The 14,501-nt window shown below is 64.1% G+C and carries 14 protein-coding genes, 1 tRNA gene and 1 riboswitch; of the genes, 8 read left to right on the top strand and 7 right to left on the bottom strand.

Going from position 1 to position 14,501, the window contains the following annotated elements; translation table 11 throughout:
• Nucleotides 1-8 precede the first annotated feature (8 nt).
• Nucleotides 9-1,046, bottom strand: a complete 1,038-nt coding sequence (locus ABHM97_RS12660; protein WP_349470946.1) for a universal stress protein — start codon at nt 1,044-1,046, stop codon at nt 9-11.
• A 414-nt stretch (nt 1,047-1,460) separates the two neighbouring features.
• On the opposite strand from ABHM97_RS12660, the gene ABHM97_RS12655 reads away from it, so the two are divergent.
• A complete protein-coding gene (locus ABHM97_RS12655; protein WP_349470945.1) occupies nt 1,461-2,162 on the top strand; it encodes an NAD(P)/FAD-dependent oxidoreductase in 702 nt (233 codons plus the stop codon).
• A gap of 113 nt (nt 2,163-2,275) precedes the next feature.
• Here the strand turns inward: ABHM97_RS12655 and ABHM97_RS12650 are convergent, their stop codons facing one another.
• Both ABHM97_RS12650 and ABHM97_RS12645 read right to left on the bottom strand, forming a co-directional pair.
• Nucleotides 2,276-3,061 carry an NlpC/P60 family protein gene (locus ABHM97_RS12650; RefSeq protein WP_349470943.1) on the bottom strand — a complete coding sequence of 262 codons (786 nt, stop codon included), beginning with the start codon at nt 3,059-3,061 and terminating at the stop codon, nt 2,276-2,278.
• A gap of 3 nt (nt 3,062-3,064) precedes the next feature.
• Nucleotides 3,065-3,233, bottom strand: a riboswitch (cyclic di-AMP (ydaO/yuaA leader).
• A 174-nt stretch (nt 3,234-3,407) separates the two neighbouring features.
• On the bottom strand, nt 3,408-4,040 hold the full coding sequence (locus ABHM97_RS12645) for a copper resistance CopC family protein (protein WP_349470941.1): 633 nt from the start codon (nt 4,038-4,040) through the stop codon (nt 3,408-3,410).
• Nucleotides 4,041-4,153: 113 nt separating this feature from the next.
• Here ABHM97_RS12645 and ABHM97_RS12640 point away from each other — a divergent pair, with 113 nt between their 5' ends.
• From ABHM97_RS12640 to ABHM97_RS12620, 5 genes are all read left to right on the top strand, one after another.
• Nucleotides 4,154-5,596: an NCS2 family permease gene (locus ABHM97_RS12640; RefSeq protein ID WP_235520169.1), complete on the top strand. Its 1,443-nt coding sequence runs from the start codon at nt 4,154-4,156 to the stop codon at nt 5,594-5,596.
• Nucleotides 5,597-5,670: 74 nt separating this feature from the next.
• A complete protein-coding gene (gene hutG, locus ABHM97_RS12635; RefSeq protein WP_349470939.1) occupies nt 5,671-6,618 on the top strand; it encodes a formimidoylglutamase in 948 nt (315 codons plus the stop codon).
• 60 nt (nt 6,619-6,678) lie between these two features.
• Complete coding sequence (locus ABHM97_RS12630) at nt 6,679-7,140, top strand: hypothetical protein (RefSeq protein WP_349470937.1); 462 nt, start codon at nt 6,679-6,681, stop codon at nt 7,138-7,140.
• A gap of 64 nt (nt 7,141-7,204) precedes the next feature.
• Nucleotides 7,205-7,278: transfer RNA gene (locus tag ABHM97_RS12625), tRNA-Cys, on the top strand.
• Between the two features lie 192 nt (nt 7,279-7,470).
• Nucleotides 7,471-7,692 carry a hypothetical protein gene (locus tag ABHM97_RS12620; protein ID WP_017198995.1) on the top strand — a complete coding sequence of 74 codons (222 nt, stop codon included), beginning with the start codon at nt 7,471-7,473 and terminating at the stop codon, nt 7,690-7,692.
• A 106-nt stretch (nt 7,693-7,798) separates the two neighbouring features.
• On the opposite strand, the gene ABHM97_RS12615 is transcribed toward ABHM97_RS12620, so the two are convergent.
• The 3 genes from ABHM97_RS12615 to hutU form a co-directional block, all read right to left on the bottom strand.
• Complete coding sequence (locus ABHM97_RS12615) at nt 7,799-8,047, bottom strand: hypothetical protein (protein WP_235520172.1); 249 nt, start codon at nt 8,045-8,047, stop codon at nt 7,799-7,801.
• Nucleotides 8,048-8,244: 197 nt separating this feature from the next.
• On the bottom strand, nt 8,245-9,837 hold the full coding sequence (gene hutH, locus ABHM97_RS12610) for a histidine ammonia-lyase (RefSeq protein ID WP_349470934.1): 1,593 nt from the start codon (nt 9,835-9,837) through the stop codon (nt 8,245-8,247).
• A 4-nt stretch (nt 9,838-9,841) separates the two neighbouring features.
• A complete protein-coding gene (gene hutU, locus ABHM97_RS12605; protein WP_349470932.1) occupies nt 9,842-11,581 on the bottom strand; it encodes a urocanate hydratase in 1,740 nt (579 codons plus the stop codon).
• 229 nt (nt 11,582-11,810) lie between these two features.
• Here hutU and ABHM97_RS12600 point away from each other — a divergent pair, with 229 nt between their 5' ends.
• On the top strand, nt 11,811-11,954 hold the full coding sequence (locus tag ABHM97_RS12600) for a hypothetical protein (protein ID WP_349470931.1): 144 nt from the start codon (nt 11,811-11,813) through the stop codon (nt 11,952-11,954).
• Nucleotides 11,955-11,958: 4 nt separating this feature from the next.
• Here ABHM97_RS12600 and ABHM97_RS12595 read toward each other — a convergent pair whose 3' ends face one another.
• A complete protein-coding gene (locus ABHM97_RS12595) occupies nt 11,959-12,765 on the bottom strand; it encodes an IclR family transcriptional regulator (RefSeq protein ID WP_211710815.1) in 807 nt (268 codons plus the stop codon).
• Nucleotides 12,766-13,008: 243 nt separating this feature from the next.
• Between ABHM97_RS12595 and ABHM97_RS12590 the strand changes: the two genes are divergently transcribed.
• A complete protein-coding gene (locus ABHM97_RS12590) occupies nt 13,009-14,445 on the top strand; it encodes an amino acid permease (RefSeq protein WP_349470928.1) in 1,437 nt (478 codons plus the stop codon).
• The last annotated feature ends 56 nt before the right edge of the window (nt 14,446-14,501 follow it).

The following is a 14,501-nucleotide window of genomic DNA, read 5'->3' as shown; positions in this document are numbered from 1 at the left end:
CCCTGCCGCTAAGCTGCGCCGAGCATTGGCCCGAAATTGGGCCGATCGGCAAGCCTCGGATCTTCCCGGTCCGGAACCACCAGCACCGGCCCCTTCGCGTGATGGAGGACTCCATCAGACGTGGACCCAAGGAGCATCCCGGCGAATCCGCCGCGGCCACGGGTGCCGAGGACCACGAGCTCAACGGCGCGGCTCGTTTCGACCAGGACATCCACCGGAGCGCCGTCCCGGAGCTCTGTCTCTATGGTCAGTCGCGGGAAATGGCTCTGAAGCCAGGCCAACCCGGCATCCAACTGCACCTTGATGTCGGCGAAGAGGGCATCGCGATCAAGTGGGGCGGGTACCCACGCGAGGGAACCGCTGTATTGGGGAACAGCGCAGATCACACGGAGCTTGGCGCCCATGCGCTGTGCCTGCTCCGCAGCCTCGAGAACAGCTACGCGGGCCTGCTCGGAGCCGTCCACGCCTACTGCCACAACATTCTCGACGTTACGGGGGCCGGCCTTGGCGTGCTCGGCTTTGATGTGTTTGTCCTCGGTGCTCTCCCCAAGGCGGTCCGCGCAGTACAGCGGTACGGTCACCGTGGGGCACTTGGCATGGGCGGGCAAAGCACTGCTCACTGACCCCAGGAGGCGCCCAACGAATCCGCCGCGGCCCCGGCTCCCGAAGACCAGAAGCGCTGCTTCCGCCGAGAGGTCGAGGAGGACACCTGCGGCATCACCGTTTTCGACCGAAGCATCCACGTCGATCGAATAGGCAGAAACCTTATCCATGGCTTGCTTGACGATTGCATCGGCGCCTTCGCGGATGACGGAGTCGTCCACGGTGGCGTAGCCTCCGTCCAGACCAGATGCGGCAAAAATGGGGACCGAGTAGGCCGTGACGATATGCAAGGGGAGCTGGCGACGCTCTGCTTCACGCGCTGCCCAGACCAAGGCGCACTGGCCGTGCTCGGATCCGTCCACCCCCACGACGATGCCGCCGGGGGCAACCGCCGATTCCTCGCCATCGCGTGGCACTTCATTGTGTCTTTCGTGCTGGTCCATTGGGCCCGCCTCTCCACCTACTGCTTGATGTTCCGGCTATTCTGCCAGAGGTTCTCTGCACGGAATTCCCTGACTCTCCAAATGTCAATGGCCGGGGTAGGAGAAACTTGGAATCTCTCCTTCCAATGCCCACTATTCTCGGTCGGAAGTACCGAATCAAGGCGACTTCGGGCTATGTGCATAACGGTCCGGGCTCAGTTCAAAACGCACGGGATCGGCCTGCTGGCGGACACGAAAAACACGTCGCCGGGAAGGCTACCCATGGCCGAAAAAGTTCGGTAGTGTTCGAGTCACTGAATAGCCGGGCAGCGTGTCTCAGGACACACCCCGGCTGTTAATTTGCGGCCGCTTGGGGAACTCGGACGCGATCCCACGCGATGCCGCAGGGCACACACGTCAAGGAGGAACCAAGCAGTGTCACTCACGCCTGATTCCGGCACGGAACGAACCACCACAGTGGTTATCGGCGCCGGCCTCTCCGGTCTGGCTGTTGCCAGCGAGCTCAGCCGCTACGGGGTGGGCTCCATCGTCGTTGACGGGTTCGGGTCGCTCTCAACCACCGGGCCTTCGACCCACACTGGAATGCTCCAGCGCTGCGACATCTCCGATCCCGCCATGCAGGAACGCAGCGAGATTCTCCGCCACCTGCGCAACTACGCCGCCAACCATCAATTGGACGTTCGCAGCACCACCCGTGCCGTTCGCCTGGATTTCCTGGGCTCCGACCCGTCGCAGCAGATAGGGCACGGCCCCACCGGAAGCACCGCATCGGGCACCCTCCGGGGCAGGATCGTTTCCGGCCCCCTCGAATCCACTCCCCGTCAGTGGGCGGTCCACACCGCCCAAGGTGTCCTGCTGGCCGACCACGTCGTGGTGACACGCTGCGCCCAGAGCCAGCTGCGCCGGATGCTGGCAGAACTTGGAATCGCCGTTGGCCAGAATTTTGCCGCGGCAATGCGTGCCGTGGGGATGCACCTTGTAGGCGTCGGAGAACTCATTACCCCGACTCCCAAAGAAGTCCTTCGGCAGGCCAAAGCCGTGGGGCAGGCAATTTCCGCCAGGGTGGCCCTACCGGCAGGCAACGGCATGGCCGGCAGCGGCGTAGCCATCGCCTAGGACGGCCGCTTCACCGCCACTGGAACTTTTGCGCACATTTCTTAACGCCAAAGGCCGGCACCCTCGAAGAATGAATCTTCGAAGATGCCGGCCTTTGAACTGAAGCGTGAGGCTTATGCGCCTGCGCGTACGTACGTGATGGGACCAGTTGCGGTCAACCAGCTGATCGGGTGGATACCCGTCTGGTTGCCGTTGATGCCACCGCTGATGGCCTGGCCGTTGCCGATGTAGATTGCAACGTGGCCGGACTGGACGATCATGTCGCCGGGCTGGGGGCTGCTGACGACCTTGCCGTAGTTCATGAACTGCATGGGCGCGAGGTCACCAACAGGGATACCTGCGGAGCCGAGGGCCCGCTCCACCATGGCGGTGCAGTCCTGCATGATGCCGATCTGGGCGTAAGCCGAGGCAACCATGGCGGCGTTGACTCCACCGACGGCCGGCGCAGCGGCTGCGGGAGCAGCGGCAGCCGGAGCGGCTGCAACTGACGCGGCAGCCTTTGCTACAGGAGCGGCTGCTGCAGTTGCAGCCACTGCTGCCTTCTTGGCAACAGGTGCCTCAACGACGGGAGCCGGCTTCTCGATGACCGGAGCTGCTACGGAAGCAACAGCAGGGCGCTCGAAGTTGACGGTAGCCGTAGCTGCGGCGGTGACAACCTTGGTGGGAGCCTCGGAAACGGTCTCGGCGACCGTGGCGGGGCTGGAGTCACGCTGAACCGGGGTTTCGGCTGCGTGGGCTGCGATGGAGCCGGTCAGGACAAGGCCCGAAGCTGCTGCGATAACAGCTGCCTGGCGGCCAGCGCCGGAAGCGTTGCTGGCGACTGCCTTGGAGATGGAGATGAACGGATTAGGACGTACGCTGTCCGCCTTACGACGGCCGCGAAGAATGCTTGAAGACATGAAAAAGCCTCTCCCGATGCCTGCGAGGTTAGCTGTCGGATTCGGATGGGAGTCACCCGGCCACTATCCCCCGCTGTTCAGCGGAAGCATCGTGACTTCACCCCAAGGCACGCTCGAAAGCGACCTAAATTGGGTTCCCCGTCTCTGCCGTAAGGTTTGTCTGCGAACGGATTCCGGACTGCGGCAGAGCTAGGCAATCAGGCCGGAAGTGCCCGCTACGTGGAACAGGCACAGGTTCTACGGTACGCGATGATCTCGCCGAAGTCACATTTAAGTAACGAGAACCGGGGTTTTGGCGTGTCGCAGTAACCAATCCGAGATATTCGCAGCTACGTAGAAAAGCCTGTTATTCCGCGGAATCTCCCGCATTTGAGTCGTTGGAGGCGGCGAGTTTCTTCCGGGCGGTAACGGCGAGATAGATCACAAGGCCCACAGCAACCACGGCCAGTCCCACGATGCTCCACGGGAAAGGTTGGGACGCGTCCGCGGCCGGGGTGCTGGTGGCAGTACCGGGCGCTGCGGTTCCCGCCGTCGGAACCGTATTTGAAGGTGCCGACGACGACGGCGAGGCACCCGCGGTGCCGCTCGTCGCCGTCGCGCTTCCGGCAGCGGCCGTGAACGTGAAGGTGCCCTCGATGGGGTGCGAATCGGAGCTGACGACCCGCCAAACCACGGTGTATTCGCCAGCCGGCGCGCCTTCGCGGATCTTCTGGACCGCCTGGTTGTCGATGATTTCGACGGGTCCGTCCGCCCAGTTTTCGCCGCCCGCAGTGACCGTCACGCCCGATCCGATGGCCAGCGGCCGGTTGTTGAACGTGATGGAGACCGACGCCGGGACAGCTGCCACGCTGGAGCCGTTGGCCGGCGCTGTGGATTCGGCGACGTCGTGCGCGGAGGCCGGGCCCGCGGAAAACAGCAAGGCGGATGCGAAGGCCAGGGCGGCAACGACGGCGGCCAGAAGCGGGCGGATGGTGCGCATGGGGCGGTTTCTCCTAGTGTTGGCTTCCTTACAGACTAGGCGAATCGTCAGGAGGCCCATATCCGACGGCATAGGATTTGAGGGCACACTCCCCTCGATCCCCGGAGTCCTTCATGCTTAAACAAGGTTCTGCCATCGACCGCTACTTCAAAATTTCCGAGCGTGGCTCCACATACTCCCGGGAAATCCGAGGCGGCTTCGCAACCTTCTTCGCCATGAGCTACATCGTGGTCCTCAACCCCTTGATCCTTTCCGGGCAGGATTCCAGCGGAGCGTCGCTGGGCTTCACCGCCGTCGCGGCCACCACGGCATTCGTTGCGGGCATCCTGACCATCCTCATGGGCGCCTGGGCCAAGCACCCGTTCGCCGTGGCCACGGGCCTGGGCGTTAACGCGTTCGTAGCGGTGACCGTCGCCTCGCACCCGGGCCTGACCTGGCCGGACATGATGGGCCTGGTGGTCCTCTCGGGCCTGACCATGCTGATCCTGGTGCTCACCGGTTTCCGTACGGCCGTGTTCAAAGCCGTACCCGAGGCGCTCAAGACAGCGATCGTGGTGGGCATCGGCCTCTTCATCGCACTGATCGGCCTGGTCAATGCAGGGTTCGTCCGCCGCATCCCTGACGCCGCCGGCACAACCGTTCCGCTGGGATTGGGTGTCGACGGGAAACTGCTCGGCTGGCCCACGCTGGTGTTTGCCTTCGGCCTGATCCTGACCATCGCACTGGTGGTCCGCAAGGTCCGTGGCGCCATCCTGATCGGCATCGTGGCATCGACGGCTTTGGCCGCCATCCTTGAGTTCACGCTCCACATCGGCCCGAGCAACGACGGCACCAACATCAACCCGCGCGGCTGGTCCCTTGTTGCCCCGACCCTGACCAAGTGGGGTGCCCCGGACCTGTCACTTATAGGTAAGGCCAACCCCTTCGGCGCGTTTGAACACCTCGGCTTTATTGCCGCAGCGCTCCTGGCATTCGTGATCCTTTTGAGCATCTTCTTCGACGCGATGGGCACCATGGTCGGCCTGGCCAACGAAGCAGGGACCGTTGACAAGGATGGCAACATCCCCAACGTTGACCGGGTCCTGCAGGTGGATGCCCTCGGCGCGATCGTCGGCGGCGGCGCATCTGTTTCCTCCAACCAGATCTTCGTTGAGTCCGGCGCAGGCATCGGCGAAGGCGCACGCACGGGTCTCGCCTCGATCGTTACCGGCGTGTTGTTCCTGGTGGCCATGTTCTTCACGCCGCTGATCAACCTCGTCCCCTTTGAAGCCGTGGCGCCCGCACTGGTTGTTGTGGGCTTCATGATGGTTTCCCAGGTGGGCAAGATCGACTGGCAGGACTGGGGCGTGGGCATCCCCGCCTTCCTGACCATCGCCCTCATGCCGTTCACATACTCCATCGCAAACGGCCTGGGCGCGGGTTTCATCTCCTTCGTCCTGATCCGCACGTTCCAGGGCCGCGCCCGCGAAGTACACCCGCTCATGTGGGCCGTCGCCGCCGCGTTCCTGCTGTTCTTCGGAATCGGAACAGTGGAGGAACTGCTGGGCGTCAAATAGCCCAGTCCGCAATCCCAGACACACCCCGCCTCTTTTTGCTGGTTTCGGCATCGGAGGTGGGGTGTGCTTTAACCATGGAAACAAGCGTCCCCACAGTAGATGTCAGCCCCACCCCGTGGACCGGCCGGTTCGACGGCACCGGCGCTGAGCATCGCCGGTGGTGGCAGGCCGTTGCCCCGCACACGCCCGAAGCCTCCGCAGCAGCCGCGCGTCCCGCCGTCGTGCTTGGTTTTTGCAGCGACGCCGGCGTGCTTCGCAACAAGGGCCGCACAGGTGCGGCAGCGGCCCCTGCCGCGATCCGTTCGGCGCTTGGCCCGCTGGCCTTCCACCTGGGCCGGGACGTGTTCGACGCCGGTGACGTAGTTGTGGAGGACGACTCATTGGAAGCGGGCCAAAAGCGCGCCGGCCGCGCCATTTCGGGACTGCTCGACGCCGGGAACCTCACCGTGGTGCTGGGCGGCGGCCACGAGACCGCGTTCGCCAGCTACCTTGGCGTTGCCGGTTCTGAGGTGCTCCAAGGCAAGCGGCTGGGCGTCCTGAACCTGGATGCCCACTTTGACCTGCGCGATGACCCGACGCCGAGCTCGGGCACTCCGTTCCTGCAGATGGCCCGCGCGGAAGCTGCCGCGGGACGCGAACTGCAGTACGCCGTCGTCGGAATTTCCGAACCAAACAACACGCGGACGCTCTTCGACACGGCGGACCGGCTCGGCGTGAAGTACCTGCTCGATGAACAATGCTCGGCGGAAGCCGCGGAGATCTTTGTTGCCGATTTCCTGGCCGGCGTGGACGCCCTCTACCTGACGATCGATCTTGACGTGATGCCTGCTTCAGTAGCCCCCGGGGTAAGCGCACCCGCCGCGTATGGGGTGCCCTTGCCGGTGATCAGTGCGATCTGTCGGCAGGTTGCGGCCAGCGGGAAGTTGCTGCACTTGGATGTCGCCGAGCTGAATCCGGAGTTCGACATCGATTCCCGGACTGCCAAGGTCGCAGCCCGGTTGGTGAACACCCTCCTCGCATAGCTTCGCGGGCCCTTTCCCGTTCGCGCTCCGCCGTTTAGCCTGTGAGGAGGAAGGACGGCGATGAGCGCAATTCCTGTGCAGGACAAGTGGGCCTGGGTGTCCGGGCTACTCGCTGTTGGGTTGGGGCTGGCCGCCCATCTGGCCGCTGGCGGAAGCGCCCCGGCCATCCCCGTCGTCCTGGGCTTCGCCGCGCTGTGTTGCCTGGCTGCGCAACTCCTGGCCCACTGGGTCCATGGGCCTTTGCTGTTGCTGCTGGCATCCGGCGTGGCGCAGCAACTGTTGCACTGGGGGTTCGTCGCGTTCGGAGGCTACTTCCCCGGCAGCGGGCTGGTGGAGCACCTTCATGGCGCAGGCCAGGGGCTCGGCGATGTGCCCGCGGCGGGTGCCTCCGACGGAGGATCGCCGCACATCATGCTCTACACCCATATGGCTGCCGCGATTCTTACCCTCGTAGTGACCGCCGGAGTAACCAGGCTTCTCAATCGCGCGTCACTGCGGGCAACCGAGGGCAACACCGCGTAGTCCCGCGACAGGCAGGGCAACGAACGTTGGAAACCGCGTATCCGGGCACCTAGTGTCGTTGGAGCGTGGTGTACCCAAGAGGCCAGGGAGCTGCCTGCAAAGCAGCGCACGCGGGTTCGAATCCCGCCACCACGTCCAATCGCCCTCCCGGATCATCCAGCGAGGCGGCACAAAATGCGGGTGTTTCGTCCAAACATTGGCATCAGGTGCCACCTCGGCGCGCCTGAGACCCAGGTCACGGAAGTGGGAGTCATCTTACAGATATATGCCTTCCTCCGACTATGATTGATGGGTCGCCCTCGCATGCGGCAATTAATAGGAGGCCCCCCAATGACCCCTGCAATGATTGCAGAACGCGAAATCCGCCTGTCCTTTTCCAAGGCAGACGAGATCCACGACGGACTCGACCGCGCCGTGGATGCACTGATCGAAAACGCAGCAGCAGACGCTAACTGCGGCATTCTGGTGACCCGGCACGAGCCAGGCACCTACACCGTGGCTCTGGACGAATCCGTTCCCTTCGGTCAGACCCGCGAAGTACTCGCTGCCTGATTGTCGTCCCTGACGGCACCCACGGCAGCGAACAAACAACCGGGGCTCGTCCCCTCTCCGCATCTACTACCCGCGGAGAGGGAACGAGCCCCGGTTTTTGTTTAAGCTACGCCCGGCGGAGAGTCACGCCGTCGGACTTCATGAACAGTTCCTTGCCCTCTTCGGTGACACCAGGTCCCGAATGTTCAAGCCACACGACGTTCCCGCTGCTGGAAATCTCCTCGATCCGGCCGGTTGCGATGACGTGGGCGTACTTGACCACTTCCACCGACTCGCCGACTTTCAGCATCCTCCAGTCCGAAACCGTAGCCGAGTGGGCGCTTCGCCTGGACAGGACTGCTCCGCGTGCCTTCATTGAACTTCTACCCCTTTGTGGATGTTCTTTGTTGTGTATTGAGTTGTGAACGGTTGACCGTCAAGCCCACGGCAACGCTGGCGTGGACGTGACGTACACCATAAGTTCTACTACATTTGCCGCGCCCCGGTGGTTGCGTTGCGGACAAACACCGGGGCATGACAAATCTGCTCACGAAATGAGCGTTTTATTCGACGTCAGGCCAAAATCCCGACGGCGGATTCGGCGGCCGCGCGAACGGCACCCGAGCCAACCAAACGGTCAGCCGCTTCCAGTTCCGGTGATAGGAACCGGTCGGTTCCCGGCCCCTGGACCAGTTCACGAAGCACCTCAAGCACGGCCGCGCCGGCCGGTCCCGGGGTGAGTTCGCCGTCGGACATTTGCGTCCGCATGTCGATGGCGCGGGCGCTGGTAACGAGCTCGACGGCGAGTACCCGGCGCAGGTTCTCCACAGCCTTCCGCAGCTTCCGGGCAGCGTGCCAGCCCATGGACACGTGGTCTTCCTGCATGGCGGAGCTCGGGATGGAGTCCACCGATGCCGGAACGGCCAGCCGCTTGTTGTCCGAGACAAGCCCGGCCTGCGTGTACTGGGCGATCATCAGGCCGGAGTCAACGCCCGGGTCTCCGGCGAGGAAGGCCGGAAGTCCGTGGGAGCGGGCCGGATCCAGCATGCGGTCCGTGCGGCGCTCAGCGATGGAGCTGAGGTCGGCGATCGCGATGGCCAGGAAGTCCAGGACATACGCCACGGGGGCGCCGTGGAAGTTGCCGTTGGACGTGACCCGGCCGTCGGGAAGGACCACGGGGTTGTCGATGGCTGCGGCGAGTTCGCGGGAAGCCACCAGCGCGGCGTGGTCCACGGTGTCGCGGACTGCACCGGCAACCTGGGGTGCGCAACGCAGCGAGTAGGCGTCCTGCACCTTGGTGTCGTTGATCCGGTGGGATGCCACGATCGGCGAGTTGGACAGGACCCGGAGCATGTTGTCCGCGCTGGCGGCTTGGCCGGGGTGCGGACGGAGTGCTGCGTGAAGCTCGGGCAGGAACACCTGGTCGGTGCCAAGGAGGGCCTCGACGCTGAGCGCGGCGGTGACATCCGCCGTCGCAAGCAGCATGCGGATGTCGGCGATGGCCATCAGCAGCATCCCCAGCATGCCCTCGGTGCCGTTGACCAGCGCCAGGCCTTCCTTCTCGGCCAGCGTGACCGGCTCAATGCCGTGCTGCGCGAGCAGCTCAGCAACGGGTGCCTTGCCGGCGGTGCCGTACAGTTCGCCGTCGGGTCCGGTCGCTTCGCCTTCACCCATGAGAACCAGCGCGCAGTGGGAGAGCGGGGCGAGGTCGCCGGAGCAGCCCAGCGAACCGAATTCGCGGACCAGCGGTGTGATGCCGGCGTTCAGGACGTCCACCATGCTCTGCAGAACGACGGGACGGACACCCGTGCGGCCCGAAGCCAAGGTCTTGGCGCGGAGGAACATGATGCCGCGCACCACTTCGCGCTCCACAGCCGGGCCCATTCCTGCTGCGTGGCTGCGGATCAGCGACTTTTGCAGCTGCGTGCGGAGATCGTTGGGGATGTGGCGGTTGGCCAGCGCGCCGAAGCCCGTGGAAATGCCGTAGGCCGGGACATCGCTCGTGGCGAGGCTGTCGATATGCGCACGGACCTTGGCGACGTTGTCCAGGGCTTCCTGGGAGATGGCCACCTTGGCGTCGTGGCGCGCGACGGCGACGACGTCTTCCGGGGTCACGCCGGAAGAGCCGAGGGTGACAGTGAGTTGTTCGTTGGAGGTAATGGTCATGTTCTTACTTCTCGTTCATAGGGATGCGGACGCCGCGTTCGTTGGCGACCTCGACGGCGCGGTCGTAGCCGGCGTCGACGTGGCGGATGACGCCCATGCCGGGGTCGTTGGTCAGGAGTCGTTCGAGCTTTTCCGCGGCGAGGTCTGTGCCGTCAGCGACGGAAACCTGCCCCGCGTGGAGGGACCGGCCGATGCCGACGCCGCCGCCGTGATGGATCGACACCCAGGTGGCACCTGAGGACGCCGCAGTCAACGCGTTCAACAAGGGCCAGTCAGCGACAGCGTCCGACCCGTCCTTCATGGATTCGGTCTCCCGGTACGGGGATGCGACCGAGCCGGAGTCCAGGTGGTCACGGCCGATCACGATCGGGGCCTTGACCTTGCCTTCTTTCACGAGCTGGTTGAAGAGCAGGCCGGCCTTGGCGCGTTCGCCGTACCCGAGCCAGCAAATACGGGCCGGCAAGCCTTCGAATTCCACGCGGTCCGCAGCAGCGTCGAGCCACTTGTGCAGGTGCGCGTTCTCCGGGAAGAGCTCCTTGATGGCCTTGTCCGTGACGGCGATGTCTTCCGGATCTCCGGACAGGGCAACCCAGCGGAACGGGCCAAGGCCCTCGCAGAACAACGGCCGAATATACGCCGGAACAAACCCGGGGAACTCAAAGGCACGGTCGTAGCCGCCCTTGCGGGCCTCGTCGCGGATGGAGTTGCCGTAGTCGAAGACCTCGGCACCGGCGTCCTGGAATTCCACCATGGCCTGGACGTGGCGGGCCATGGAGGCCTGTGCTTTCTTGGTGAATCCTTCCGGGTCGGATTCCGCTTCGGTGTGCCACTCATCGACGTTGATGCCCTCGGGAAGGTAGGACAGGGGATCGTGCGCGGATGTCTGGTCCGTGACCACGTCAATGGTCAACTCTCCGGCCTTGTGGCGGCGAAGCAGTTCCGGGAACACCTCGGCGGCGTTGCCCACATACCCCACGGACCAGCCACGGCGCTCTTCCTTGGCCTTCTGGACCTTCGCAATCGCGGTATCCAGGTCGGTTTCGACCTCGTCGAGGTAGCGCTTGCCGGCGCGGCGACGCAATCGGGACTCATCCACATCAACGATCAAACACGCGCCATCATTGAGCGTCACCGCCAACGGCTGGGCTCCGCCCATGCCGCCACACCCACCAGTGAGGGTCAGCGTCCCGGCCAGCGGACCCTCGGTGGAACCCTCCGGGGCGGCGGCCGGGTGACCGGCGGTGTTCTGCCTGGCGGCAGCGAGCTTGTTTCCGACGGCGGCGAACGTCTCGTACGTGCCCTGCAGGATGCCCTGGGTACCGATGTAGATCCAGGAACCAGCTGTCATCTGGCCGTACATCATCAGGCCTTCGGCCTCGAGGCGACGGAACTCGGGCCATGTCGCCCAGTCCCCCACCAGGTTCGAGTTCGCCAACAGCACCCGCGGCGCCCACTCGTTGGTCCGGAACACACCTACCGGCTTGCCCGACTGCACCAGCAGGGTCTCGTCCTTCTCCATGGTTTCCAGGGTCCGGGTGATCGCATCAAACGCAGCCCAGGAGCGGACAGCGCGGCCCGTGCCGCCATAAACCACCAGGTCATCGGGACGCTCGGCAACCTCGGGGTCCAGGTTGTTCATCAGCATGCGCAACGGCGCTTCGGTCTGCCACGACTTGGCAGTAAGTTCAGTACCTCGCGCGGCCTTGACCGGACGGGCACCAGTGGTGAAATCGGCGGGTGCCATGGTGACTCCTTCGTCTGTGGGGAAGTATGGACTGGAAAGATCTTCTGCTTCTACTAAAGCCCCTCAACCGCGCCGCCGGAACGGCTTTGGGAAGGGTGCTGTCCGGCATCCCAGACATACGCCTTTGCTGCGCCGGCAGTCCCCGGGGTGCTTGGAGGGGCGCCAGCAGCCCTCGAATTTACGCGGCAAGGAGAGCATGCTGGACCCTCACCAGAGCGAGTTTGGGCGGATGGCAAGCCCCACTGAAATCCTTGCGGTGGATCGGCCCCGGCACATCCGGACCCGTTTCGGCAACAGAATCCTGAAAGGCGAATCGGACGTCAGGTTCGTGCCGGAGGGCCAAGGCGAGCACGAAGCCCGGGACAACCCGTAAAGGGTTAGCCGGCGGGGCGGCCGTGTATCCGGACCGACAGTTCGTCCGCCGCCTTCCGGATGCGCGCGGCCAGCACGGGCCACTGCTCAGCCGGCACTTTGTCCTCCAGGAACGTGACGGCGACTGCCGCCGTCGGCCATCCCACATGGTCCGTTACCGCAGCGGCGATTGAACCGAATCCGGGGGTGATTTCGCCGTTTTCCGTGGCGTAGCCGCGTTGCCGGACCTGGTCCAGGTGCGATGACAGGGCCGAGTACTTCATGATGGGGAACTCGACTTCGTGACGGGAGGTAAAGGCCGCGGCGTTCGGGTAGAGGGCCCGCACCTGCGACTTGGGCAGGGCGGCGAGGATGGCGCGGCCGGAGGCCGTGAGGTGGCTGGGAAGGCGGACGCCGACGTCGGTTACCAGGCTCGGGCGGTTCTTGGCGCGTTCCTCAACGATGTAGAGGACATCGCGTCCGTGGAGCACAGCGAGGTGCGCGCTTTCGCCGATGACGTCAACCAGCGAGGCGAGCATGGGCCGGCCAAGGCGGGAAAGTGGTTCCTGCCGGGAGTACGCCGAGCTGAGCTCGAAGGCGCTGATTCCCAGCCCGTAGCGCTGTTCCTCGTGGAGGTGGAGGACGAAGCCGTTGGCCTCCATGACGCCAAGCAGGTGGTACACGCTGGACCGGGGCAGACCGAGCGCCGTGGCAATGTTCGACGCCGCCATGGGACCACGGCGCGAGGCCAGCAGTTTCAGGATCCGCAGGGTGTTCTCGGCAGCCGGGACCTTGGACGTGGCCTTTCCGGGCGCTACTGGAGTGGTTGTCATGGTTCCTCACTGCTCGGCTTATCCGGGAGCCCCGAACCGGAAGTGTCCGGTATCCCGTACTCAAGCGTGCACCCCCGGCTGCCCATCCACCAACCAGCTGGCGGTGATGAGTGTCTGAAATGCCAGACCACGGATCCGGCTGTCTGCGATCAAAGACACCAAAGCCGCGTGAGTCCCATCACAAGGGCCCCAAAAGTGATCTGCTGGATAGCGATCCCCTCCCAAAGACGAGAAGGTTTTACTATGCAACAAACCAAGCTGGCTGCGGAGAGCTCTGTGCTCCAAGCCGCGGGTACGGCGCTCAGCCGAGGCCTCAACGTCCGCCACATCCGCTTCATGGCCCTCGGATCCGCGATTGGTACGGGCCTTTTCTACGGCTCCGCCTCCGCCATCCAAAAGGCAGGTCCGGCGGTCCTGCTTGCCTACATTATTGGCGGCGCCGCCGTATTCATGGTGATGCGTGCGCTCGGCGAGATGGCCGTTCGCCACCCCGTGTCCGGCTCTTTCGGCCAGTACGCCAGCCGCTATCTTGGCCCGTTCGCAGGGTTCGTGACCGGTTGGACCTATGTATTTGAAATGGCGATCGTGGCCATCGCCGACGTTACGGCCTTCAGTATCTACATGGGCTTCTGGTTCCCACAGGTGGACAGGTGGATTTGGGTGCTTGCGATCATCCTGTTCCTGGGCGCCATGAACCTGCTCAGCGTGAAGGTGTTCGGCGAGCTTGAGTTCTGGTTCTCGCTGACCAAGGTGGTGGCGATTATCGCCATGATCATCGGCGGTGCGGCGATCGTCGTGTTTGGCTTCCAAACGGGCGACGGCGGTGGCGTGGCACCGGGACTGGGGAACCTCGTGAACCACGGCGGTTTGTTCCCGAACGGATTCGAAGGGCTCCTGGCCGCGTTCGCCGTCGTAATGTTTGCGTTCGGTGGGATCGAAACCATCGGCATCACCGCAGGTGAAGCAGCGGACCCCAAGAAGGTCATTCCGCAGGCGGTTAACACGGTGCCCGTCCGCGTCCTGCTGTTCTACGTCCTGACGCTTGGTGTGCTGATGAGCATCTTCCCGTGGAACGAGATCGGCAGCAGCGGCAGCCCGTTCGTGCAGATTTTTGATGGCCTGGGCATCCCGGCTGCGCCGCACATCCTCAACGCAGTGGTCATCACCGCAGCCCTGTCAGCTATCAACAGCGACATCTTCGGAGCCGGTCGCATCCTCTTCGGATTGGCCCAGCAGGGGCACGCACCGAAGAGTTTCGGCAAGGTCTCCCGGCATGGCGTGCCGTGGATGACCGTGGTGATGATGGGCGGGATCCTATTGGTGGGCGTTGTTTTGAACGCCGTCATTCCGGAGGACGTATTCGTCCTGATCGCGTCCATCGCAACCTTCGCCACGGTGTGGGTGTGGGTGATGATCCTGGTTTCGCACGTCGCAATGAAGCGGGAGATCAAGCGGAAGGGGCTCCCCGCGTCCGAGTTCGGTTCGCCGCTGTGGCCGGCTGCTTCGATCCTGACCATGGCGTTCATGGCCATGGTGATCGTGATCCTGGGCGTCTTCGAAGACACACGCGTCGCTCTGTACGTGGGTGGAACCTGGCTGGTCCTGCTGTTCGTGGCTTACAAGCTATGGGTGCGCGGCGGGGGCCTGCGCCGTGCTGAGCTGGTGGACGAGACCGCCTGATTCCCTGCGCCGAGAGTGCAGTTAATGCCAATGTTCACGAAGAAAATTGGCATTAA

The organism is Paenarthrobacter sp. CAP02, from assembly GCF_040137855.1.
In the GTDB taxonomy this organism is placed as follows: domain Bacteria; phylum Actinomycetota; class Actinomycetes; order Actinomycetales; family Micrococcaceae; genus Arthrobacter.
The sequence above is the reverse complement of the archived record's forward strand: the minus strand, read 5'-3'. Positions and strand labels throughout refer to the sequence as shown.